The 23,800-nt window shown below is 71.4% G+C and carries 12 protein-coding genes, 2 tRNA genes and 4 pseudogenes; 8 read left to right on the top strand and 10 right to left on the bottom strand.

The window, feature by feature from the left end:
* Positions 1-5 precede the first annotated feature (5 nt).
* Both ACQEVC_RS08830 and ACQEVC_RS08825 read right to left on the bottom strand, forming a co-directional pair.
* Positions 6-1,193, bottom strand: a pseudogene (locus ACQEVC_RS08830) (MFS transporter); the annotation flags it as partial.
* A 364-nt stretch (positions 1,194-1,557) separates the two neighbouring features.
* Entirely contained in the window at positions 1,558-2,112 is a 555-nt protein-coding gene (locus ACQEVC_RS08825; protein WP_346261110.1) for a hypothetical protein, read from the bottom strand.
* A gap of 590 nt (positions 2,113-2,702) precedes the next feature.
* Here ACQEVC_RS08825 and gyrB point away from each other — a divergent pair.
* From gyrB to ACQEVC_RS08795, 6 genes are all read left to right on the top strand, one after another.
* Complete coding sequence (gene gyrB, locus ACQEVC_RS08820; RefSeq protein WP_318399794.1) at positions 2,703-4,646, top strand: DNA topoisomerase (ATP-hydrolyzing) subunit B; 1,944 nt, start codon at positions 2,703-2,705, stop codon at positions 4,644-4,646.
* A 167-nt stretch (positions 4,647-4,813) separates the two neighbouring features.
* Complete coding sequence (gyrA, locus tag ACQEVC_RS08815) at positions 4,814-8,599, top strand: intein-containing DNA gyrase subunit A (RefSeq protein WP_432874968.1); 3,786 nt, start codon at positions 4,814-4,816, stop codon at positions 8,597-8,599.
* A gap of 3 nt (positions 8,600-8,602) precedes the next feature.
* Positions 8,603-9,700 (top strand): DUF3566 domain-containing protein, encoded by a 1,098-nt coding sequence (locus tag ACQEVC_RS08810; protein ID WP_432874965.1) that lies wholly within the window; start codon positions 8,603-8,605, stop codon positions 9,698-9,700.
* A gap of 169 nt (positions 9,701-9,869) precedes the next feature.
* A tRNA-Ile gene (locus ACQEVC_RS08805) sits at positions 9,870-9,943 on the top strand.
* A gap of 42 nt (positions 9,944-9,985) precedes the next feature.
* Complete coding sequence (locus ACQEVC_RS08800) at positions 9,986-10,114, top strand: DLW-39 family protein (RefSeq protein WP_225945452.1); 129 nt, start codon at positions 9,986-9,988, stop codon at positions 10,112-10,114.
* A 44-nt stretch (positions 10,115-10,158) separates the two neighbouring features.
* Positions 10,159-10,234: transfer RNA gene (locus tag ACQEVC_RS08795), tRNA-Ala, on the top strand.
* 536 nt (positions 10,235-10,770) lie between these two features.
* On the opposite strand, the gene ACQEVC_RS08790 is transcribed toward ACQEVC_RS08795, so the two are convergent.
* From ACQEVC_RS08790 to ACQEVC_RS08765, 6 genes and pseudogenes are all read right to left on the bottom strand, one after another.
* On the bottom strand, positions 10,771-11,046 hold the full coding sequence (locus ACQEVC_RS08790) for a hypothetical protein (protein ID WP_432874962.1): 276 nt from the start codon (positions 11,044-11,046) through the stop codon (positions 10,771-10,773).
* Between the two features lie 1,029 nt (positions 11,047-12,075).
* A pseudogene (locus ACQEVC_RS08785) lies at positions 12,076-12,948 on the bottom strand (serine/threonine-protein kinase); the annotation flags it as partial.
* 73 nt (positions 12,949-13,021) lie between these two features.
* A complete protein-coding gene (locus ACQEVC_RS08780; RefSeq protein ID WP_432874959.1) occupies positions 13,022-13,999 on the bottom strand; it encodes an aldo/keto reductase in 978 nt (325 codons plus the stop codon).
* Positions 14,000-14,160: 161 nt separating this feature from the next.
* On the bottom strand, positions 14,161-14,304 hold the full coding sequence (locus tag ACQEVC_RS08775; protein ID WP_432892094.1) for a hypothetical protein: 144 nt from the start codon (positions 14,302-14,304) through the stop codon (positions 14,161-14,163).
* Positions 14,305-14,323: 19 nt separating this feature from the next.
* Positions 14,324-14,500 (bottom strand): annotated as a pseudogene (locus ACQEVC_RS08770) (YciI family protein); the annotation flags it as partial.
* 125 nt (positions 14,501-14,625) lie between these two features.
* Positions 14,626-16,539, bottom strand: a complete 1,914-nt coding sequence (locus ACQEVC_RS08765; RefSeq protein WP_432874956.1) for a PPC domain-containing protein — start codon at positions 16,537-16,539, stop codon at positions 14,626-14,628.
* Between the two features lie 240 nt (positions 16,540-16,779).
* Here ACQEVC_RS08765 and ACQEVC_RS08760 point away from each other — a divergent pair, with 240 nt between their 5' ends.
* The gene (locus ACQEVC_RS08760) at positions 16,780-17,736 is read left to right on the top strand and encodes a GNAT family N-acetyltransferase (protein ID WP_432874953.1); all 957 of its coding nucleotides are present in this window, start codon (positions 16,780-16,782) and stop codon (positions 17,734-17,736) included.
* Positions 17,737-17,838: 102 nt separating this feature from the next.
* Here the strand turns inward: ACQEVC_RS08760 and ACQEVC_RS08755 are convergent, their stop codons facing one another.
* Positions 17,839-22,365: an HAD-IC family P-type ATPase gene (locus ACQEVC_RS08755; RefSeq protein WP_432874951.1), complete on the bottom strand. Its 4,527-nt coding sequence runs from the start codon at positions 22,363-22,365 to the stop codon at positions 17,839-17,841.
* Between the two features lie 286 nt (positions 22,366-22,651).
* Positions 22,652-23,089, bottom strand: a pseudogene (gene soxR / locus ACQEVC_RS08750) (redox-sensitive transcriptional activator SoxR); the annotation flags it as partial.
* 127 nt (positions 23,090-23,216) lie between these two features.
* On the opposite strand from soxR, the gene ACQEVC_RS08745 reads away from it, so the two are divergent.
* Positions 23,217-23,792 (top strand): exonuclease, encoded by a 576-nt coding sequence (locus ACQEVC_RS08745; protein ID WP_432874949.1) that lies wholly within the window; start codon positions 23,217-23,219, stop codon positions 23,790-23,792.
* The last annotated feature ends 8 nt before the right edge of the window (positions 23,793-23,800 follow it).

Here is a 23,800-nt window from a genome sequence, read left to right as displayed (position 1 = left end):
GCCAGTGCCAGGCCGGCCCAGACCGAGGCGAGCAGGCCGACGCAACCGGCGAGGACCAGGGTCTGCCGGGGTCCGGCGTGCTCGGAGAGCCAGCCGAGGACCGGCGCGCCCACGGCGGCGGCGACCGAACCGGTCACCGCGATGGCGGCCAGCACCCGGCCCCGCATGGCGCCGTCGGTGTCGAGCTGGGCCCGGGTGCCGACGGTGGTGTCGATGATCACCGCAGCGGCGGCGATCGGCAGGATTGCGACGGCGAAGGTCCAGATCCCGGGGGCCAGCCCGGCGACCGCCTGCAACACGCTGGCGGCCACCCCGGCACCGACCAGGAGCCGGTAGCTGAGGTCGCGCCTGCGGGCGGCGGCCAGCGCGCCGAGGACCGTGCCGACCGCGAAGACCGTGGAGAGCAGCCCGTAGCCGCCGGCTCCGCCGCCGAGCGGGCCGGCGCTCATCGCCGCCATGGTGACCTGGTAGTTGCGGCCCAGGCTGCCGAGTACGAAGGCGAGCGCGAGGGCGGTCAGCACGACCGGCTGCCGGCAGAGGTAGCGCAGCCCGGCGCGTACGCCGTGCCGGTCGCCGCCGCCTCCCGCGGCGGCGGCCTCCGGCTGGTGCAACTCCCGCTGGCGTACGGCGAGCAGCCCGGCGACCACCGCGGCGAAGCTGACGGAGTTGATCACGAACAGCATCGCCGGCCCGGTGGCGGCCACCACGACCGCGCCGACGCTCATTCCGAGGATCCGCCCGGCGGAGTTGGTCAGCGAACCCAGCGCCAGGGCGTTGCCGAGGGTCTCCCGGTCGACCATGGTCGAGCCGTACCGCCCCATCACCGGTCCCTCGATCGCCGAGAGCACGCCGCTGACCAGCGAGATCAGAAAGATCGTCGACATCTGCGGCGCATCCGACCAGGCCACCGCGGCCAGCCCGGCGGCGAGTCCGGCGTGCCCGACCTGGGTGGCGACCAGCAGCGGTCGGGCGGGCAGCCGGTCCGCCAGCGCGCCGCCCCAGCCGCTGAGCAGCAGGGTGGGCAGCGCCTGGAGCAGTACGGCCAGCCCCATGGAGGTGGCCGAGCCGGTCTGCTGGAGGACGTACCAGTTGACTCCGAGCACCTGCATCCAGGTGCCGATCACCGAGACGAAGCCGGCACCGGCCCAGATCCGGTAGTTCCGATGGCGCAGCGCCCCGAACGTCGTACGCAAGGCCGCGAACCCTCCCCGTTGGTCGGCGGCGAACGCGGTACGTCCTGACGCCGTGGCCCTATGTCACCAAGACGTGACTCTCCGGGCGACGGGCAAGTCTGACTTCTGCTTCACCCCGCCGTGCAGGGGGCGATGAGCCGCGTCACGCCGTACCGCCATACAATCGACGATTCGGGCCAATAGGGGCGTACCCATTCGGAGGAGGGGAGGTCGGTCGGACGCCCGGAGTCGACGACGGACCGAACGCTCCGCCAGCCCAGCCGTGCTCAGCCCCGCCGCCGTCCGGCGCTCCCTTACCGGAGTCGGAGCCCGTGCCGGAGGCGGTCCAGGCGGAGGCGGTCCAGGCGGACGCCGGAGGCGTCCGTCAGGAGTCGGCGTAGACGGCGAAGCCGCGTTCGGCGCACCGGCGGTAGAAACCGGCCAGCACGCCCAGCTCGGAGCGGGAGAAGCTCCACTGCGGCGGCGCACCGGACTCGTCGCGCAGCGCGTCGAGTCGGCTGTCCAGCCAGCGCAGTTGCTGTTCGGCCAGGCGACCGCCGGCCAGCGCGGCCCGCAGTACGGCGCTGACCGTGTCGAAGGTCACCGAGTCGCCGTACTCCCGGTGCCCGTCCACGAAGCGCTCCAGGCCGCCGGCGATCCAGGCGCAGCCGTCCGGGTCGATCACCGGATCCTCGTCCTCGGCGGCGGCCTCGGTGGCGTAGAGCACCCCGTCCAGCCCGAGCAGCAGGTCGACCAGTTCGGTGTAGGCGGTCGCCCGGACCGAACCGTTCTTGGCGATGTATCCGGCGAGGGCCGCGGTCGGGGCGGCCACCTCGGGCGAGTCGGCCAGCTCGCCGAAGTCGACGAACTCGGCCGGGGCGACCGGGTCGTAGAAGCGGCCGGTCCGCGGCCAGCGCACCGCGACGTTGTCCAGCCCCATCGGGCGTCACCTCTCCATGCACCTGACGAAACCGGTCGTTGGGACCGTCCGATGCGCTTACCGGGCATCCCGGCCACGGAGCTTACTTCCGGCGTCGCCAAGTTACGGCACCGCTCACCCTCCGCGCGACCCCCGGTCGCCGGTGCGCCGAACGTCCGGTCCGGCATGCCCCCGGTTGGGCGGGGACGACCAGGCTGAGCGGTGTCGGCCGGCGACGGTACGACGATGCCGGAAACGGCCCACGATTCGATCTCAGGCGTGTGGGGGGAGTCGTAGGCGAGGGGGTACGGCCGCCTACGAGGTTCTCAGGGCGCCGCGCAGGGGTGCCGCATACCCAATATGTCATCTGGGCACAGTAAGATTGACGGCGAGACGACGACACGGTGTGGAGCGGAGACCGGGCCCGGGGTGGTCCGGCCAGCACCGCACCGGGTCCGAGCCGATCGCGATCCGTGGGCAGCCGCGGCGACCGGCGCGTTCGACCGTACCCGGAATTCCTCGTGGTGCCGGCCCGCGCGCCTGTCGTGGGCCGCCCACCAAACCCGCGCTTCCGCGCCGCACGGCGCGGACCGCGCGAGAAAGTGGCCAAGGTGGCAGCGCAGAAGAAGCAGGAGTACGGCGCCGAGTCGATCACCGTTCTGGAGGGCCTGGAGGCCGTTCGCAAGCGGCCCGGTATGTACATCGGATCGACCGGTGAGCGCGGTCTGCACCACCTTGTCCAGGAGGTCGTGGACAACGCCGTGGACGAGGCGATGGCCGGCTACTGCGACACCATCGAGGTGGTGCTGCTCGCCGACGGCGGCGTCCGGGTCACCGACAACGGGCGGGGTTTCCCGGTCGACCTGCACCCGAAGCTGAAGAAGCCGGGTGTCGAGGTGGCGCTGACCGTGCTGCACGCGGGCGGCAAGTTCGACGGCAAGGCGTACGCGGTCTCCGGCGGCCTGCACGGCGTCGGCGTCTCGGTGGTCAACGCGCTCTCCACCCGGATGTTCGTCGAGATCCACAAGGACGGCTACGTCTGGCGGCAGAGCTACACCAACTCCAAGCCATCACCGCTGGAGAAGGGCGAGACCACCAACACCAGCGGTTCGGCGGTTTCTTTCTGGCCCGACGCGGACGTCTTCGAGACCGTCGACTTCTCCTTCGAGACCATCTACCGGCGGCTCCAGGAGATGGCCTTCCTCAACCGGGGGCTGACCATCCAGCTCCGCGACGAGCGGGTGCGGGAGGAGGACGGCAAGCCGCGCGAGGTGACCTTCTGCTACAAGGGCGGCATCGCCGACTTCGTCCGGCACCTCAACGCCTCCAAGAACCCGATCCACAAGACCGTGGTCGAGTTCGGCGCGGAGGAGGACGGCATGGCGGTCGAGATCGCCATGCAGTGGAACGAGTCGTACGGCGAGTCGGTCTACACCTTCGCCAACACCATCAACACGCACGAGGGCGGCACCCACGAGGAGGGCTTCCGGTCCGCACTGACCAGCGTGGTCAACCGGTACGGTGCGGAGAAGAAGCTGCTCAAGAGCGACGAGAAGCTCTCCGGCGAGGACATCCGGGAGGGGCTCGCGGCGATCATCTCGGTCAAGCTGACCAACCCGCAGTTCGAGGGGCAGACCAAGACCAAGCTCGGCAACACCCCGGTGAAGAGCTTCGTGCAGCGGGTCTGCAACGAGTGGCTGGTCGACTGGTTCGACCGGAACCCGGGCGAGGTCAAGCTGATCATCACCAAGGCGACCCAGGCGGCCCGGGCCCGGATCGCGGCGCAGCAGGCCCGCAAGCTGGCCCGGCGCAAGTCGCTGCTGGAGTCGGGCTCGATGCCGGGCAAGCTGGCCGACTGCCAGTCCACCGACCCGCGCGAGTCCGAGGTGTTCATCGTCGAGGGTGACTCGGCGGGCGGCTCGGCGAAGCAGGGCCGGGATCCGCGTACCCAGGCGATCCTGCCGATCCGGGGCAAGATCCTCAACGTGGAGAAGGCCCGGATCGACCGGGTACTGAAGAACAACGAGGTCCAGGCGCTGATCACCGCGCTCGGCACCGGCATCCACGACGACTTCGACATCGAGAAGCTGCGCTATCACAAGATCGTGCTGATGGCCGATGCCGACGTCGACGGGCAGCACATCCAGACCCTGCTGCTGACCCTGCTGTTCCGGTTCATGCGGCCGCTGGTCGAGCTGGGGCACGTCTACCTGGCCGCACCGCCGCTCTACAAGATCAAGTGGAACCGCAAGGGCGACGACGCCCAGTACGCCTACTCCGACCGGGAGCGGGACGGGCTGATCGCGCTGCGCCAGCAGAAGAAGCCGAACGCCAAGCCGGACGACATCCAGCGGTTCAAGGGTCTGGGCGAGATGAACTACCCGGAGCTGTGGGAGACCACGATGAACCCGGCGACCCGTACGCTCCGCCAGGTCACCCTGGACGACGCGGCGACCGCCGACGAACTGTTCAGCGTCCTGATGGGCGAGGACGTGGAGGCACGGCGCTCGTTCATCCAGCGCAACGCCAAGGACGTCCGGTTCCTCGACATCTAGTGGCGGTACGGCGGCTCCCGACGCTGGCCGTTCGGCCGGGGCGAGATCTCCGACCCGGCCGAACGGCCGACCGGGACCGCCGTTCCACACAGTTATCCACAGCTTCCACGGTTTCCACAGCCGTTATCCACAGCGGAATGCGGCTTTGAGTCTGATAAGGGTTGACAGTGACGGATACTCCCGAGTCCTCTGCTAACGAGCCGGAGCAGGAGGCGGCCGCCAGCGCGGTCGCTCAACACGACCGGATCGAGCCGGTCGGGCTCGAGGTGGAGATGCAGCGCTCCTACCTCGACTACGCGATGAGCGTGATCGTCGGGCGGGCGCTGCCGGACGTACGGGACGGGTTGAAGCCCGTACACCGGAAGATCCTCTACGCCATGTTCGACTCCGGCTACCGGCCCGACCGGGGGTACGTGAAGTGCTCCCGGGTGGTCGGCGACGTGATGGGTCAGTTCCACCCGCACGGCGACTCGGCGATCTACGACGCGCTGGTCCGGATGGCCCAGACCTGGTCGCTGCGCTACCCGCTGGTCGACGGCAACGGCAACTTCGGCTCGCCGGGAAATGACCCGGCTGCGGCTATGCGTTACTGCCTGACCGGAGATGTCCGGGTTCGTGGCATCGAGGGCACGCTCCGGATCGACCAGATCGTTCCCGATGCCGCGCCCAGCTCCGAGACCGACATTGACCTCAAGGTCCGGGACCGCAACGGCGACCCGGTCCGGGCCTCGAAGTTCTTCCACTCCGGCGAGCACCCGACGTTGCGGCTGCGCACCCGTGAAGGCTACGAGCTGACCGGTACGCACAACCACCCGGTGCTCTGCCTGGTGCAGGTGGCCGGGGTGCCGACCCTGCTCTGGAAGCTGCTCGCCGAGGTCCGCCCCGGTGACCGGGTGGTGTTGCAGCGTACGGTGCCGGACGAGATCGGCTACCCGATGCTGGAGCACGTCGAGGCGGCGGTGCTGGCCGGCGCGTTCGTCAGCGAGGGCTGGGTCTCGGCCGAGCGGGCCGGGTTCAACAACGTCGACGGGGAGTTCTTCGTCCGGGTGCTCGCCGCCTACGACCTTGCGGTCGGCGGCCCCCGCTACGTCTCCGAGCGGGTGATCGCCTCCGGCAATGTGCTGCACGAACTCGACGTGCAGGATCTCACCGAACTGCGCGACAGCCTGCTCGGCGAGCTGGTCGGGGCGCGGAGCGCGGCGAAGTTCGTGCCGGAGTTCGTTTGGCAGGGGCCGGCGGAGGTCAAGCGGGCGTTCCTCCAGGCCCTCTTCGAGGGGGACGGGTCGTCCTCGTTGCTGCCGCGCAACACCATGCAGATCTCGTACTCGACCCGGAGCGAGCGGCTGGCCCGCGAGGTCCAGCAACTGCTGCTGGAGTTCGGCGTGATCAGCCGGCAGTACCGGTACGACAGCGGCGAGATCAAGGTCGTGGTGACCAACCGCCGGGACGCGCGGCTGTTCGCGCAGCGGGTCGGCTTCCTCGGCCGGAAGCAGGCCAAGCTTGAGTCGGAGCTGGCCGGCATGCCGTCCACCAGCACGGCGCTGTCGGGCGACCACGTGCCGTACGTCGGCGACTTCATCCGGGAGCACGGCGCACAGCGCTGGACCGAGCGGGACTGGCTGCGCCGGCACAACGTCGACCGGGTCGAGCACTGGGAGCGGGACCGGGCCGAGATCGCGGCCCGAATCACCGACCAGGAGGTACTGGACGTCGTCGAACCGCTGGTCGACGGCCGGTTTTACTACGCTGAGGTTGCGGACGTGACCGACGCGGGCGTACAGCCGGTCTACAGCCTGCGGGTCGACACCGACGACCACTCCTTCGTCAGCGACGGGTTCGTCAGCCACAACACCGAATGCAAGCTCGACCCGCTTGCCATGGAGATGCTCCGGGACATCGACGAGGACACCGTCGATTTCCAGGACAACTACGACGGCCGGGCCAAGGAGCCGACCATCCTGCCGTCCCGGATCCCCAACCTGCTGGTGAACGGTTCCGAGGGCATTGCGGTCGGCATGGCCACCAAGATCCCGCCGCACAACCTGCGGGAGATCGCCAACGCGGTGCAGTGGTGCCTGGAGCACCCGGACGACGACGAGGCCACCACGCTCGACGCGCTGATCGGGATCGTGAAGGGGCCGGACTTCCCGACCCACGGACTGATCGTGGGGACCACCCCGATCCAGGACGCCTACCGGACCGGGCGCGGCTCGATCCGGATGCGCGCGGTGGTGGAGGTCGAGGAGGACAAGAAGGGCCGGACGAGCCTCGTCGTCACCGAGCTGCCGTACCAGGTCAACCCCGACAACCTGGCCGAGCGGATCGCCGAGCTGATCAAGGAGGGCAAGCTCGCCGGGATCGCCGACATCCGGGACGAGTCCTCCGGGCGTACCGGTATGCGGATCGTGCTGGTGCTCAAGCGGGACGCGGTAGCGAAGGTGGTGCTGAACAACCTCTACAAGCACACCCAGCTCCAGGAGACCTTCGGCGCCAACATGCTGGCCCTGGTCGACGGGGTGCCGCGCACGCTCAACCTGGCCCAGTTCATCCGGCACTACGTGGGCCACCAGATCGACGTGATCCGGCGGCGGACGGCGTACCGGTTGCGCAAGGCCGAGGAGCGGGCGCACATCCTGCGGGGTCTGGTCAAGGCGCTGGACGCACTCGACGACGTCATCGCGCTGATCCGGCGCTCGCCGACGGTGGAGGAGGCCCGGCAGGGCCTGATCCAGCTCCTCGACATCGACGAGGTGCAGGCCACCGCCATCCTGGACATGCAGCTTCGCCGGCTCGCCGCGCTGGAGCGTCAGAAGATCATCGACGAGCTGGCCAAGATCGAGCTGGAGATCGCCGATCTCAAGGACATCCTGGCCAAGCCGGAGCGGCAGCGGAAGATCATTTCCGAGGAGCTCGGCGAGATCGTGGCCAAGTGGGGCGACGAACGGCGGACCAAGATCGTGCCCTTCGAGGGCGAGGTCTCGATGGAGGACCTGATCGCCCGCGAGGACGTGGTCGTCACCATCACCCGGACCGGGTACGCCAAGCGGACCAAGGTCGACCTCTATCGCTCGCAGCGCCGGGGCGGCAAGGGGGTCAGTGGCGCGACGCTGCGTCAGGACGATATCGTCAGCAACTTCTTCGTCTGCTCCACGCACGACTGGATGCTCTTCTTCACCAATAAGGGGAGGGTCTACCGAGCCAAGGCGTACGAGTTGCCGGAGGCCAGTAGGGTGGCGAGGGGCCAGCACGTGGCCAATCTGCTCGCCTTCCAGCCCGACGAGCAGATCGCCCAGGTGATCGAGATCCCGGACTACCAGGTCGCGCCGTACCTGGTCCTGGCCACCAGGAACGGTCTGGTGAAGAAGACGAGGTTGGAGGAGTTCGATTCCAACCGCTCCGGCGGCATCATCGCGATCAACCTCCGCGACGAGGACGAGCTGGTCGGAGCGGCGCTGGCGGGACCCGGGGACGACCTCCTGCTGGTGTCCAAGAAGGCGCAGGCGATCCGGTTCAACGCCACCGACGAGGCGCTCCGGCCGATGGGCCGGGCCACCTCCGGCGTGATCGGGATGCGGTTCACCGACGACGACGTGCTGTTGGCGATGGAGGTGGTCCGCGAGGGCATGGACCTGGATGTCCTCGTGGCGACGAACGGGGGTTACGCGAAACGTACCCCGATCGAGGTGTACCCCGTGCAGGGTAGGGGAGGTAAAGGGGTGCTGACCGCGAAGATCACAGAGCGCCGCGGCGGTCTGGTCGGCGCGGTTGTCATCAGCCCGGACGACGAGCTGTTTGCCATCACCAGCAACGGCGGCGTGATCCGGACTCCGGTGAAGCCTGTACGCCGAACGCGTGACCGGAACACAATGGGGGTCAAACTGATGGACCTACCAGACGGCGTGACTATTGTGGCGATTGCTCGCAATGCCGACGAGCCTGACGAACAGGACTAGTTGATGACGGAGACACAGGCGAAGTCGGGGGCTGCGGGGACCTCGACCAACCCGGTCGACGAGGAGGCCGCCGCGGGCGGTGCACCAGCGACCGGCCGCGCGGCCGTTGGCCGGGCGATGGTCAGCGCCGACACGCCGTCCCCCAAGTTCACCCGGGCGCCGGGCATGCCGCCGCCACCCGACCAGCTGCCCGAGGAGTCGACCACACCGTCGGCCGGGGCGGCCGAGGGCGGAAAACCGGCGTCTGCCACGACGGAAGCCGCGACTGCCGCGACGTCTCCGGCGGCGACCGCTGCGGCTTCCCGAGGCAGTTCCGAGGTGAACCGGTCCGATCAGGCGGGCAACAGCGATTCGACCGCGACGAGCCGGCTGGAGCAGCCCGGCGAGGCGCTCCGTACCGAGCGGATTCCCGGCCGGACCGACCGGCCGGGTTCCCCGGGTGCCGCCACCGGCGCCGAGGCGACCCAGCCGATCTCCGGCGGTGCGCCGCAGAGCGCGTTCCGGCCGGGTAGGGCCGGTGGGAGTGCCCAGACAACCCCGGGCACCGGCCGGTTCGGCCTCGGTGGCGCGGCGGCGCGTACCGCGACCGGAACTGCCGGAGCCGCGGGCACCGGTGTCGCGGGCGCACCGGGCCCGGGTACGCCCGGTAGCGCCGGAGCGGTCGGTGCGGCCCGGGTGACCGAGGCGGTCCGCGCCGCCCGCAGTACGGTCAGCTCCGCCGCCTCGCGTGGTCCCCGTCGGGCCCGGCTGAACCTCAAGCGGATCGACCCGTGGTCCGTGATGAAGTTCTCGTTCGCGGTCTCGCTGGTGTTGTTCATCGTGGTGATCGTCGCGACCTCCGTGCTCTACCTGGCGCTCGACGCGATGGGTGTCTTCGACAGCGTGAACGGCACGTTGACCGACATGATCAGCGCGAGTGGCGGGCAGGGCACCGGCGACACCTTCCAGATCACGGCCAAAGGCGTGATCCTCACCTCCGGTCTGATCGGGCTGGTGAACGTGGTGCTGTTCACCGCACTCGCCACCCTCGGCGCGTTCATCTACAACGTCTGCGCCGACCTTGTCGGCGGTGTCGAGTTGACCCTCGCCGAGCGTGACTGAACGGTCGACAGCAGCTTCGTCGATGCCGGGGCGCCGCAAAGCGGTGGCCCCGGCATTCGCCGTTCCGGTACGGTCTGCGTCGTAGCTGGTACGACGGCTCGGTCGGCGGACCGCCGCCCCCGAGTTGGGATCGGCGCCGGAGGTACGGTAACCTTGCTCGTCGCAACGGGGGGCTATAGCTCAGTCGGTTAGAGCGCAGAGCTGATAACTCTGAGGTCGATGGTTCGATTCCATCTAGCCCCACTTCATACCGTCCGACGGCTCGTCGAGCGTGAGGATACGTCCATGTTGAAGAAGATCCTGCTCGTTGTCGGCGTGGTGGGCGTCGCGGCCCTCGTCTACAAGAAGGTCAAGGAATCCAACGACGAGCGCGCCCTCTGGCACGAGGCCACCACCGCACCCGACCTGCGGTAGGGCGTCGACCGGACTGCCATCCCCGGGACGGCATCGTCCCGCCCGGGGCCGTAGCTCAACTGGCAGAGCACTGCCTTTGCAAGGCAGGGGTTAGGGGTTCGAGTCCCCTCGGCTCCACCAGCACGAATACTTGTCACCCTCGGTTTGCGCACAGCAATCTTTACCACCCGTCTCTGCGACGGGCTGCCGGTGGCTGTCGAAAGTACCTACCGCGCCGATCCCCCTGGTACACGATGGGGTCATGACGGCATGTCGGCACTGCGGGTCGTCAGTCCCGCTCCCGCGGATCGCTGGGATCGGCGGTACCACGGCGACGGCCCGCAGGAGATCCGCCCTCGGCGCTGCCAGCCTCGGCGCATCAGCGGTTGGCGCACTGGCCCTCGGCGCGGTCGCCGTCGGTGCGCTGGCCATCGGCCGGTTGGTGATCCGCCGCGCCGTCATCCAGGAGGTACGGCTGCACTCGGTACGGGTCGACCGACTGGAGATCAACGATCTGGTTCTGTCGGAGGACGTAACCCGTACGTGTCCGATCGCGGCGCCCCCTGGCGACTCAACTACCTGACGAGTTGCGTACAGGGCCGGGGGCAACCGACAGTATGGCGGCCTGGTCGTGGGTGAGTCTGATGGTGAAGTCGTCCGCCGGCACGGCACCGAGACTACGGTCGACCGACGAGCACGGCCGGGTCCCTCGGCTGCATCGTCGCGGCGATGCGTTCGGCGCCCTGCCCGGAGATTGCGGCGAGGCCGGCGGCCCGACCCGTGGCCAGCATGAGCAGGTCGGCGACGGGTCCGCGTACCTCGTCGGGGCCGTCCCCGGCCGACCAGTCCAGGTCGGTGGCGACCAGCCGGGTGCCCCGGAAGCGCTTGCGGGCACCGTGGAAGGAGCTGCGTCGGGCGTACTCGAGGCCGGCGAGCGCCGGCTCCAGCGGCATCGTCCGGGCCCGGCCGAGCGGACGGGCGACGTCCTGTCCGTGGACCAGTGCGTCAACGAGCGGGTCCAGCGGCCCTGACCCGGGGGAACGTCGGCGGGAGTCCGCGCTCTCCCGGAACTGGGCGACTGAGATCGGAGCGGAGTACCCGTCCTCGACAATTCTGGCCGATCCGGGTCGGCGCAGCGGGTACGACCGATCTCAGTCGCAGTGCTCGAAGGGACTGTTGTAGCTGACCCCGCCGGCCGACCCGCCCCACCTGACGCAGGTTCCGGCGGCCTTGGCCCGTACCGGGCCCGCGTAGTACTCGAACGCGCCGCCGTCGGTGTGCCGGCTGCCGCCCTGCACCTCCAGGTACGCCGAGACCTGGCTCGCGGTGCCGACCGAACTGGTCTTGAGGGCGACCGTGCAGTTGTTGCCGTTGCTGCTGTTGTAGAGCAGGTACACCCGGGCCAACTGCGCCCCGTTCGCGCCGTTCAGGGTCGCCGAGTCGATGACCTCGTACCCGCTGCCGCAGACCTTGCCCGGGGTGTGCGGGTTCTTCTCGGGCTCCGGACGGGTGGCGCTGGGCTTCGGGTCCGGCTCGCCGGCACCGCCCGGCTGGCTGGGTTGGGCCGCCGCCGAGCGGTCCGGGCCGGGTGTGCTCACCGACGGGTTCGGCCCGGCGCTCGCGCTGGCCTGGGCCGCCGGCTCGGTCTCGTCGGCCCCGGTCCCCGGGTCCCCGCTGGTCGACGTGCCGACCCGTACCCGGTTCTGCGGCCCCGTCGTCGACTCCTCCGGCCCGGGCTGCAGGACCAGCAGCGCGACCAGGCCGACCACCGCGACGGCGACGGTGGCCGCCACCCCGGCCAGTACGGCGGTGCGGCGCCGGTTGCCGCCGGTGGTTACCGCGCCGACCGCGTCGACCGCGCCGGGCCCGGCGGGCAGGGTCGGCCCGGTGTGCCCGGGCCCGGCCGACCAGCCCTGCGGAAACGTCGACGGCGAAACCCCGGCCGGCGGCAGCGGTCCGGCTGGCGGCGGGATGGTCGACTGCGGGGGCGGGCCGGAGGGCAGCGGCACCGTCGAGGAGGACGAGATGGCGTGCCCGGCGGCGCGGGCGGCCTCGGCGAACTCCGCCGCACTCGGGTACCGGTCGGCCGGCTCCTTCGCCAGGGCCCGGTTGATCAGCATCGCCACCGGGGCCGGTACGTCCGGCGGCAGCGCCGGCGGCGCGTCCTGGAGGTGCTGGGTCACGATGTGCAGCGGGTTGCTGCCGGTGAACGGCGGCCGACCGGTCAGGCAGGAGTACCCGACCGCGCCGAGCGCGTACACGTCGGTCGCCGCCGAGACGGGGCGGCCGGCGATCTGCTCCGGGGCCATGTAGTGCGCCGAACCCAGCACGATGTTGCTGGCGGTGATGCTGGTCACGTTCGCCGACCGGGCGACCCCGAAGTCGACCAGTACGACGGAACCGTCCGGCTGGACCAGCAGGTTGCTCGGCTTGACGTCCCGGTGCACGATGCTGGCCTGGTGCGCGACGTGCAGTGCCTGGGCGGCCTGGGTCAGCACGGAGAGGGTCTCGGCGACGCCCAGTCGGCCCAGCTCCCTGATCCGCTTCGACAGCGACGTCCCGTCGATGAACTCCATGACCAGGTAGTCCACCCGGCGCCCGTCGACCTCCGCGTCCTCGCCGTAGTCGTAGACGGCGACGATGCCGGGGTGCCGCAGCGCGGCCATCAGCCGGGCCTCGGTGCGGAACCGGGTGATGAACTCGGTGTCCGAGACCAGCGCCGGCAGCAGCACCTTCACCGCGACCCGTCGCTTCAGCAGGGTGTCGGTGGCGGACCAGACGTCTCCCATGCCGCCGGTCGCGACCCGGTTCCCGAGCAGGTAGCGGTCGTTGAGCACGACTCCCGGAGACAACATTCGATCACGGTACCGGTCGCCGGACGGCCGGTTCGGCGGTGGTTACCGCCCGGCCCGACCGTCCGGCGACCGGTCAGAAGCCTTCCGGGGCGTGCGGTACGTAGTGCTCGCCGAGCCGGCGTAGCTCGTCCTCGCCGAGCGACAGGTCGACCGCGGCGACCGCGTCGGTGATGTGCTCGGGCTTCGTCGCACCGACGATCGGGGCGGTCACCGCCGGCTGGTGCAGCAGCCAGGCGAGCGCCACCTGAGCCCGGGGAACCCCGAGTGCGCCGGCCACCTCGGCGACCGCGCCGACCACCCGCCGGTCGGCCTCCTCGGCCTGCTTGTAGAGGGTGCCGCCGAAGTTGTCCGTTTCGCTGCGGGTGGTGGTGACCTGCCAGTCCCGGGTCAGCCGGCCCCGGGCCAACGGGCTCCAGGGCAGCACCCCGACGCGCTGGTCGAGGCAGAACGGAAGCATCTCCCGCTCCTCCTCCCGCATGATCAGGTTGTACTGGTCCTGCATGGACACGAACCGGGTCCAGCCGTGCAGGTCGGCGGTGTACTGCGCCTGCGCGAACTGCCAGGTCCACATCGAGGAGGCGCCGAGATAGCGCACCTTGCCGGCCCGTACGAGGTCGTGCAGCGCCTCCATCGTCTCCTCGATCGGCACGTCCGGGTCGTACCGGTGGATCTGGTAGAGGTCGATGTAGTCGGTGCCGAGCCGGCGCAGGCTCTCGTCGACCTGGGTCAAAATCGCCGCCCGGGACAGTCCACCGCCGTTGGGCCCCGGACCCATCCGGCCGTGCACCTTGGTGGCGATGACCACCTCGTCCCGCCGGGCGAACTCGCCGAGCAGCTTTCCGGTGATCTCCTCGCTGGTGCCGAGGGAGTAGACGTTGGCGGTGTCGAAGGTGGTGATCCCGGCCTCGATCGCCTGCCGGATGAACGGCCGCGCCTCGTCCAGCCCGACCGACCAGGAGTGGGTGCCGCGCTGCGGGTCGCCGAAGCTCATGCATCCGAGGACGACGCTCGACACTTCCAGTCCCGAACCGCCCAGCCGTACGTACCGCATCAGTACTCCTCGCCTCGTCCGTAGTCGTGCGCGACGACGTCGGCACACCGCACCGGCGAGCCCTCGATCACCGGCTGCAGGCAACGTACCGGCGGGCGGGGCGACCGGGGAACCGTGCGTGACCATGACGGCAGACACCATCACGACCGGCTCCGGAACGGTCAGCGCTCCGGATCACCGGCCGGCGCCGGGAGCCGCTCCGCGCAGGCGGCGGCCCGCTCGCGCAGCAGGCTCCGCTCCCGACCGGGCAGCGCCTCGCCACTCGCGCAGTAGGCTCCGCTCCCGACCGGGCAGCGCCTCGCCACTCGCGCAGTAGGCTCCGCTCCCGACCGGGCAGCGCCTCGCCCACTCGATCGCCTCCTCCCGCGACGCCACCTGGATCAGGTAGAAGCCGGCGACCAGCCCCCTTGAGCAGCAACATGAATCGCATCGTCGGACTCCTTTGATCCTGCGTAGTGCCTGTCTACCAACGCGTCGAAGAGCCGGCGGCCGGGAGGACAACGGCCGGAAAATTTCTCCGCCGGCGGTGCGTGCCGGCCGGATCGACCCCGGACAGCCGGCGGCCCCTCCCGGTCGGGTGCAACCGGAAGGGGCCGCCGTGAACGGTCGACGGTGCTAGTCGGCGTTCACCGGGTGACGCCGAAGACGATCCGGCTGAGGGTGTCCTCGGTGCCGGTGAAGCCCTCGCCCGGGTTGAAGGTGTCCTCGCCGAAGTCGACGTCGGGGTCGTCGGCGGTGCCACCGACGCCGTCCGGGCCGACCCCGAACATGAGCGGGAAGTTGCCGCCCTGGTCCATCAGGTTGGCGTGGTCGTTGAACTGGTCGACGTGCCAGTCGCCGAAGAAGTGCCCGGCCTCGTGCGCGGTCACGTTGCCCACCGCCTGGCCGACGAAGCCGATCCGGTCACTGGCCCCGCTGAGGTACGTGTTCAGCGACGCGTCGTCACCGGCCGGGTCGCTCAGCACGTCCAGCAGCACCAGGGCGGAGTCCTGGGTGCCGAAGTTGCCCGGGTCGATGAACTGGGCGACCCCGATGGTGGGTACGCCCGACTCCTCGATGCTGCCGCCGATGATGATCCGGCTGACGTTCGCCTGCCCGAACGGGTCCGCGTGGTCCCGGCTGTTCAGGATCCGGATGTCGAAGCGCTGGTTGAGACCACTCTCGATCATGTCGTGGCGCAGGTTCTCCCGGACCTCGGCGACGATCGCGTCGATCACCGCGTCCTCGTCGGCGGCGGTCAGCCCCCAGCGGCCGAGGAAGGAGCGCATCGGGCTGAGGGTGCGTACGCCCGGGCCGCCGAAGATGGCGGTGTTGATCCGCGCACCGTCGAAGTCGAGGAAGAGCGTCTGCCGCGGCTGCTGTCCCGGCCGGTACGCCTCGACCGTGATGTCGTACATGCCGTCGCCGAGGTTGACGCCGACGTAGTGCCAGCCGGCCTCGTCGGCCACGTGCTCGGTGACCGCGTTTCCGCCGCCCGGGAGCGGGCTGTTCGGCGGATAGAGGGAGGAGCCGTCCTGGTCGGAGCCGTGTACCTCGTGGCCCTCCGGGTCGTAGACCGTGATCTTGGCGGCCGACCCCTCGACCGAGGCACCGAGTACGTCACCCGGCCGCAGCTTCACGGCGAAGAAGTCGCTGTCCTGCTCGGCGGTCCCGATGGTCACCTGGTACGGCCCCTCGCTGCCGGCACCCGCACCGCTGGCCGAGTCGAACGGGTCCTCCGGAATCGTCGGGAAGCCGACCACCGCCACGTAGTAGGTGCCGTCGGCGGCGAACTGGTGCACCAGCAGGCTGTCCAGTCCCTCCGGGCTGTCGTCGTTGAGCGCGATCAACTCGCCCTCGGCGTCGTAGAGCAGCACGACCGAGTCGAGTTCGCCGGCCGGCGTGTCGATGTCGACCGTCAGGGTTCGGCCGGCGGTGCCGGTCACCTCGTAGAAGTCGAAGTCACCGCTGCCGCTGCCGGTGCTGCCGTGCGGGCCGTCCCCGATCGCCGCCGTGGTGGTGACGGCCTGCTCGGCCGCACCGACCCCGGTCTCGCCGGCCAGCGGGATGGCGCCGTCGTCCTCCGGGTTCGGCTCGATCTCCGTCGCGTCCACCTGCTCCGGAGAGAGGGTGCCGAGGATCCGCAGCCGGGGATTGTCCTTGCCGGCGGTACCGAATCCGGTGATCCGCTGCGCGGTGGCCGGGGTGTCGTTGCCGCCCCGGATGCCGGCCGGTTCCTCCTCGTCGGCCAGCACCGGTGCGGCGGCCACCGTCCGCTGCTGCGCCCGCAGCCCGGCCCGCTGGTCGCCCTGTTTCGCCAGCCAGTTCTTCCACCCGACGTAGTCCGCCTTGGCGGGATCCGGCAGCAGCGCGAGGAACGGGTTCGGCCCGGCCGGCTGCTTCGCGGCGCTCGGCTTCACCTTGGCGAGGCCGATGGTCGGGGCGCTGGCGGCAGCGCCTGTGGTGCGCTCGTCGGTACCCGGCCGGGCCTGGGCACCGGCCGGTGTCAACCCTGCGGCCACCAACGTTCCGGCGGCCAGGATGGCGATCGTTCGACGCATATGTCCCCCTCCGTCTGCCATCTCTCGGTGGCCCCCGCCACCGATGGCTACCGTGACGCTACTGATCTCGAAGGGAAATTAATAGAAGTAGCGACATATCTGAGTGTGTCGCCGTGTATCTCGGGAGCGTCGTTCCCACCTGTCGCGGTCCACCGAGGCGTACGTCCGGCGGGTGACGTACGACGAGCGACCTTCCCGGCGACGGCGGACCGACCGGGACGGATCGTAGAGTCTGCGGTCATGGCGGTGGTCGTTCGGTCATATGTCGACCGGGATGCTCCGGCGTTGGCGGCGCTCCTGAACGAGGTCGAGGTCCACTTCGGTGGACCGCCGCTGTTCGGGCCTCACGACGTGGGCGCCCGGATGCGGGAGGTACGGGATGTGGACCTGGATACTCGGCTGGCGGTCACCGCGGACGGCACGGCTGTCGCGTACGGGCTGGTCTCGGTGCCGGCGGACGGAGGTCAGCAGGCCCGTTTGAGAGGTACCGTCCATCCGGCCTGGCGTGGTCGAGGCATCGGTCGGGATCTCCTGGCCTGGCAGCTCGGACGCCTGGACGATCTGCATCGTCGGGTCGCGCCCGCAGTCGACTGGACCGTTCGGGCAGGCGCTCTCCGGCAGGACACCGCGGCCCGGCGTCTGCTCGAGCGCGCGGGCTTCGCCAAGGTTCGGTACTGGTTCGTCATGGAGGCACCGACCACAGTGGCGGCCGGCGGGGCGCTGCCGGACGGGCTGCGGGTGCAGAGCGCCGCAGACGTCGACCCGGCGGCACTCTACGCGGCACACCTGGACGCCTTTGCCGGGCACTTCGGACACGAACCCCGCGGCATGCAGGAGTGGACCGCCCAAACCACGGCGTCGACAGTCTTCCGGCCAGACCTGTCCCGGATCGTTTACGGCCAGGAGATCGTCGCCTACGTCCTGTCCTTCGACGACGAGACCCAGCCCGAGAACCTGTACATCGGCGTCGTCGGTACCAGGCCAGCCTGGCGCGGCCGAGGCATCGCGTCTCTCCTACTCGCCGACGTACTGCGCGCCGCTGCTTCGGGCGGGAAGACGACGGCCCGGTTGAACGTCGACGCGACCAACCCGACCGGCGCGGTCAGGATCTACGAGCGGGCGGGATTCGTCGCGGTGTCCCAGTTCGTTTCCTATGCGAAGTCTCTCCTCGCGGTGGCAGGTTCCGGAGTCGGCTGACCCCTACCGGAGCGACGAGACCGCTGCCGACCTTCACCCGGACACCGGCCGCCCGGCCGGCCACTCCTCGACCACCCGACTGCCTTCCCGACCGGGGCATTCTCACCGGCCGGTGGTGCCGTCGCCCCGACCGGTGGTGCCGTCGCCGTTCGTGGCCGCATCACCGGCCGGTGGCGAACCGCCGGTCCCGGCGGGGTGGCCGTCGGCGGCCGGCGGGGTGATCAGCCGGTCGACGGCGGCGTTGGTGAGGGTGGCGCTCAGCGCGCTGCCGGCGGCGATCCCCCAGCCGACCGGCCCGAGCGGGGTGCAGCCGAAGAACTGGCTCAGCCCCGGGGTCTGGATCACCCCGGCGAGGACCGCCACCGAGACCGCGGTCGAGGCCAGCACGCTCGGGCTCGCTCCACCGTCCAGCAGGGTCTGGCCGAGCTGGGTACCGACCAGCGAGGCGAGCGCGACCGTGCCGGCCCGGCGGCGGGTCCCGGTGTAGCGGGCCAGGGTCCAGCCGGTGGTCGCACCGAGGGTCGTGGTACCGGCCCGGAGCGCGATCTCCCGGGTGAGGGTGGCGCCGAGGGAGGTCTCCGGCCCCTCGGTGAGCAGGCCTTCCATGCTCTCCTCCCGGGGTGCCCGGACCGCGATCGCCATCGCCGGTGCCAGGTCGGTGAGCAGGTTGACCAGCAGCATCTGCCGGCCGTTCAGCGCCGACCGGCCGGTCAGTGCGGCGGTGAGCACGCTGAACGCGATCTCGCCGAGGTTGCCGCCGACCAGGATGCTCAGCGCGTGCCGTACCGAGGACCACATCGCGCGCCCCTCGACCAGGGTGGCGATGATCGTTTCGAGCCGGTCGTCGGTGACCACCAGGTCGGCGGCGGCCCGGGCGGCCGGGGTGCCCCGCTGGCCGAGCGCGATGCCGACGTCGGCGAGCCGGATCGCGGGCGCGTCGTTGGCGCCGTCCCCGGTCATCGCCACCGTACGGCCGCACTTCTGCAACGCCCGGATGATCCGTACCTTGTGCGTCGGCGTGCACCGGGCGACCACGTCGGTCCGGGCCAGCCGCTCGGCGAGCGCGTCGTCGTCGAGCCGGTCGAGTTCGGTGGCGGTGACCACCCGCTGGGCGGTGCCGTCGGTGCTGATGATCGCGGCGATCGCCTCGGCGGTGGCCGGATGGTCACCAGTGATCATGATGGTGTGCACCCCGGCCTGCCGGATCCGGTGCACCGCCGGGGCGGCGCTCTGGCGTACCCCGTCGGAGAGGGCCAGGAAGCCGACGAAGGTCAGCTCCTCGACGTCGGTCTCGGTGACCGTGTCGCCGGGCAGTTCCCGCTCGGCCACCGCGAGTACCCGCTGCCCGGCCCCGGCGTGCCGGTCCAACGTCTCCTGGAGGGCCCGCCGACCGGCCTCGTCCAGGCTCCGGTCGCCGTGCCGGGTGCACCGGGGCAGGATCGTCTCCGGGGCGCCCTTGACGCTGAGCAGGTGGTGGCCCCGGTGTCGGCCGACCGTGGCGTGGTAGCCCCGGGACGGCTCGAACGGCAGCGCGTGCTCCTGCTGCCAGGGGTGCGTCCGGGTGCCGGTGCCGACGCCGGCCCGGCGAGCGCCGGTCAGCACCGCCCGGTCGGTCTGCTGGCTGACCTCCTCCGGACGGTCGGCCGCCGGGGTGGCCCGCAGCGCCGCCGCGAGTACGCCACGCAGCGGCTTGTCCAGCGCGTCGAGGTCGGCGTACCGCTCGCCGTCGCCGACTCCGGCCAGCATCAGCTCGCCCTCGGTCAGGGTGCCGGTCTTGTCGAAGCAGAGCACGTCGACCCGGCCCAGCGCCTCGATGGTGCGCGGGTTGCGGACCAGGGCGCCGTGTTCGGCCAGCCGGCGTGCGGCCGCCAACTGCGCGGCGCTGACCAGGAACGGCAATCCCTCCGGTACGGAGGCGACCGCGAGGTTGGCGGCGGTGCCGGCCGACTCCACCAGTGGTACGCCCCGGAGCAGCCCGGCCCCGGCGACCGCCACCGCCGAACTGGCGGCGAGCGGAATCGACATCTTGGTCAGCCGGCCGAGCCGGGCCTCGACCCCGCTGGTCGGAGCGGCCTCGCCGGCCAGCGCCATCCCCCGACCGACCTCGGTGTCCGCCCCGGTCGCCACCACCACGGCGAGGCCCCGGCCGGCGGCGACGGTGGTCCCCTCGTAGAGCATCGAGCGGCGGTCCGCGACCGCGGCGGCCACCACCGGCTGGCTGGTCTTCGTCACCGGCAGCGACTCCCCGGTCACCGACGACTCGTCGGCCTCCAGGCCGACCGCCTCGACCACCCGGCAGTCCGCCGGCACGGCGTCACCCGGATCGAGCGCCACGATGTCGCCGGGGACCAGTTCGCCGGCGGCGACGACCCGCTCGGTGCCGTCCCGCCGGACCCGGGCGGTCACCGCCGACCGGGACAGCAGTTCGGCCAACGACCGTTCGGTGGAGACCCGGTGCGCGGCGCCGATCAGCGCGGTCAGCCCGATCACCCCGCCGACCAGCGCGGCGTCCGCGATCGAGCCGACCGCGGCGGAGAGCCCGGCGCCGCCGGCCAGTACCGGGGTGAGCGGGTTCGCCAGCTCCTCGAGGAACGCCCGGGGCAGGTCGAGGTTGTCGGCCGGGCCGGTCGACGCCGTCCGGCCGCGCCGCCCGACCTCCTCGGTGGAGAGGCCCGCCTGGTCGGTGCCGAGCCTCTCCAGCACGTTGCGTACCGGCATCAGGTGCCAGGGCGTCGGCGGGGCCGCGGTCGAGGTACGCCGCTGCGGCAGCCGGCCCGCCCGCCAGACGCCGTGCCCGATCGCCAGTCCGGCGGCGGCGTTGACCGCCGTCATGGCCCGGGCCGGTAGCTGCGCCGGTGCCGCGGTGAACGCCGCCACCGCGCCGAGCCCGCTGCCTCCGGCGGCCAGCGCGATGCTCTGCCGGGCTACCGTACGGGCCAGTCCGGCGGCCTCGACCACCAGCGCCGCCACCCCGAGGTCGGAGCCGACCAGCAGGTGGGCGCCCCACGGCGGCGGCTCGTCGGCGTGCCACATCCCGAGTCCGCAGTCGGCGGCGGCCAGCGCACGCGGATCGCCGGAGACCAGGGCGACCATCGCCCCCTCGGACTGCAACGACCGGATCGACCCGGCGAGTCGTGGCCCGCCGGGCAGGTGCCCGTCCGCGAAGTCGTGCTCACCGTCGCCGTCGTCGGCGACCAGCAGGCGCAGGCCGGCCCGCCGGGCCGCGGCCGGCAGCGCGTCGATTCCGGGGGCGGGTTCGGCGGCCACCCGGACCACCGCCGCGAGCCGGCCGTCGGCGGTCAGGCCGAGCAGGGTGCCACCGTCCGGGCGGAGCCGTGCGATCTGCTCGGCGCCGACCCCGGCGGGCAGCCGCAGCGCGTCGAGCGGGCCGAGGCTCCAGCCGTCGGCGTCGCGTACCCGGTCCGGGGTCTCCGGGTCGAAGAGGTCGAAGGCCCGTCCCGCCGCCTCCTCGGCGTCGACGTCGGGCAGCGGTAGCAGGTCGGTGAGGACGCCCCGGGCGGAACGCAGCGCGGCGGCGTCCAGCACCAACACGTCCAGGCGTTCCAGTTCGCGCAGCACCGTACGGTCCATGGCGATCACGCCCCGGCGGGCGAGCAGCCAGCCGAGCCGGGCCGCGTACGCCTCCCGGCCGGCGACGGCCGCGCTCGGGATGCTGGACAGGGCCAGCGCGGCCGCCCGCTTGCGGCCGCCCAGCGAGAGCGCGGCGGCGCCGGCGACGGTGCCGGATTCGAGCACCCGGGCCAGATACCGCTCGACCGGGCCGTCCGGCTTCGGGCGTGGCCGCTCGTCCGGCGGCGGTGCCGCCCGGGCCCGTTCCGGGGTGCCGGCGAGCAGCGGCTCGGTCTTCTCCCAGGCGGCCAACTGGGCCCGGGCCTCGCCCCACTGCAGGACCCGCTGGGCACCGTCGAGCAGGATTCCGGCCCAGCCGCCGGTCAGGCCCTGGGCCAGCACGGTGGCCAGCGGCAGCCAGGAGTCGGCCCGGTGGTCGCCGCGCAGCCCCCGGCCGGCCAGCGCGTGCAGCCTCGGGTGCAGGTCAACCGCGCGGAGCAGGCCGGCGAGTTCGCCCGGTGCCCGGGTGAACGGCATGATCCGGACCGCTGCCGACAGGCCGAGCCCGAACGCGTCCGTGGCGATCCGGGTCATCGCCCGCCGGGTCCGCGGCCCCTCCTCCGGGGGATGCGGTTCCGCGCAGTCCGGGTCGGGCTCCCGTCCGTCGGTACGCTCCACCGTGGCGATCACCGCGATCAGCTCCCGCAGTCGCGGCGCGGGCGTGCCGACCGCCACCACCACCCGTCCGGAGGGGGCGTTGATCCGGGCCCACTCGACCCCGGGCACCGCCTCCAGCGCCTGTTCGATCTGCGCGCCCAGCCGTTCACCACCGGGCTGGGCGATGCCGTGCACCTCGATGTGGTGCCGACCGGGCCGGGTCCAGACCGCACGGCGATCGAGTCCGGCGGCCCGGGCCGCCCGGGTCACCATCGACTCGGCGTTGTGCGCGACTCCGGCGACGAGTTGCGGCACGCTGCGCGGCGAGAGGGCTTCGGGCAGGCTGGGCAGGTGGACGCGGCGCAGGTCCACGCCGGGAATCCTCAACCCGAGTGGCGTCATCGACCGGAGCCGCCGGCTGGCCGGCCGCTCCGCCCGGCGGCGGGGCGGCTGTCGCTGGCCGCACTCGGGTACCGCATCTCACCCTCCCAGAGCCGTAGATCGGCCCTGCGTTCCCGGTCGGCGCGGCCTTATACCCTATTCCGGCATGAAATCTCCCCTGCCGTCAGACCTGGGCCATCGCGGGGTCGGTGGAGTCGTCCGGGGTGCAGACGTCCGGTCCGCCGCACGTTCCGCCCAGGGCGTCGACCGGGTCCTCGGGTGCGGGTGCCGGCCCGGTGAGGCCGGCGAGCAGGTGGCGCGGCCCCGGGCCGGTGCTGGCCATCACGTCGTCGGGGTTGGAGAGGGCACACCGGTCCAGGGACAGGCAGCCGCAGCCGATGCAGTCGGAGAGGTCGTCGCGGAGCCGTTGCAGGGCGACGATCCGCTCGTCGAGCTGGCCGCGCCAGTTCGCCGAGAGCCGGGCCCAGTCAGCCCGGGTGGGTGTGCGCTCCTGCGGCAGGCTGGCCAGGGCCTCCCGGATCTGGGCCAGCGGCACACCGACCCGCTGGGCGAACCGGATGAAGGCGACCCGGCGCAGGATGTCACGGCCGTAGCGGCGCTGGTTACCGCTGGTCCGGGTACTGGTGATCAGCCCCTTGGCCTCGTAGAAGTGCAGGGCCGAGACGGCGACACCGCTGCGCTCGGCGAGCTGTCCGACGGTGAGGGTGTGTGCGGGTTCGGTCACGGGTCGAGGGTATCCCCGAATACCTCAACTAATATTCAGGTGTGGCGTGTCCCGCAGTCGGGCCGCCCTTCGGCGTCCGGGCGGAATTCGGTGGACCCCTCCGGCCCCGGCACCGCAAGCTGGTCCCGTGGCTGATCTTCCGGAGCTGTACGTCGCGGTCGACGTCGAGGCGGACGGGCCGATCCCCGGGCCGTACAGCATGATCTCGCTGGGCATGGCGGTGGCCGGGCGCCCTGAGCTGGCCTTCTACACCGAACTGCGCCCGATCTCCGACGAGTTCGTGCCGCAGGCGCTCGCCGTCTCCGGACTGGATCGGGAGCGCCTGCTCCGGGAGGCGCCGCCGGCCGAGGTGGCGATGGCCGCGGCGGCGAGGTGGGTGAACGGGCTGCGCAAGCAGGGCCGGCCGGTCTTCCTGGCCGCTCCCGCCGTCTGGGACGGGATGTTCGTGCACTGGTACTTCGTCCGGTTCACCGGCCGGAGTCCGTTCGGGGCGACCGGTTCCGGAGTGGACCTGCGCAGTTACTGGATGGGACGGACCGGCAGCGAGTGGGCCGGTACGCACAAGGGCAAGATCAAGCACGCCCTCGGGCTGACCGGGATTCCGCACACCCACCACGCGGGCGAGGACGCGGCGGAACTGGCCCAGGTCTTCGACGCCGTACTGCGCCACCCGACCGGGCGACCCCGTCCGGTACGCGAATAATTTCCGGC

The sequence above is a fragment of the Plantactinospora sp. CA-294935 genome, assembly GCF_050936445.1.
GTDB lineage: Bacteria > Actinomycetota > Actinomycetes > Mycobacteriales > Micromonosporaceae > Plantactinospora.
Note: the sequence above shows the minus strand (reverse complement) of the source record. Positions and strands in the feature narration are given on the sequence as shown.

What these genes read in the sequence shown, in the direction of transcription:
- ACQEVC_RS08765 (WP_432874956.1), bottom strand. Translation starts at nt 16,539, where the DNA reads ATGCGTCGAACGATCGCCATCCTGGCCGCCGGAACGTTGGTGGCCGCA.
- ACQEVC_RS08780 (WP_432874959.1), bottom strand. Translation starts at nt 13,999, where the DNA reads ATGCGGTACGTACGGCTGGGCGGTTCGGGACTGGAAGTGTCGAGCGTC.
- ACQEVC_RS08760 (WP_432874953.1), top strand. Translation starts at nt 16,780, where the DNA reads ATGGCGGTGGTCGTTCGGTCATATGTCGACCGGGATGCTCCGGCGTTG.
- ACQEVC_RS08825 (WP_346261110.1), bottom strand. Translation starts at nt 2,112, where the DNA reads ATGGGGCTGGACAACGTCGCGGTGCGCTGGCCGCGGACCGGCCGCTTC.
- ACQEVC_RS08755 (WP_432874951.1), bottom strand. Translation starts at nt 22,365, where the DNA reads ATGACGCCACTCGGGTTGAGGATTCCCGGCGTGGACCTGCGCCGCGTC.
- ACQEVC_RS08790 (WP_432874962.1), bottom strand. Translation starts at nt 11,046, where the DNA reads ATGCCGCTGGAGCCGGCGCTCGCCGGCCTCGAGTACGCCCGACGCAGC.
- ACQEVC_RS08810 (WP_432874965.1), top strand. Translation starts at nt 8,603, where the DNA reads ATGACGGAGACACAGGCGAAGTCGGGGGCTGCGGGGACCTCGACCAAC.
- ACQEVC_RS08800 (WP_225945452.1), top strand. Translation starts at nt 9,986, where the DNA reads ATGTTGAAGAAGATCCTGCTCGTTGTCGGCGTGGTGGGCGTCGCGGCC.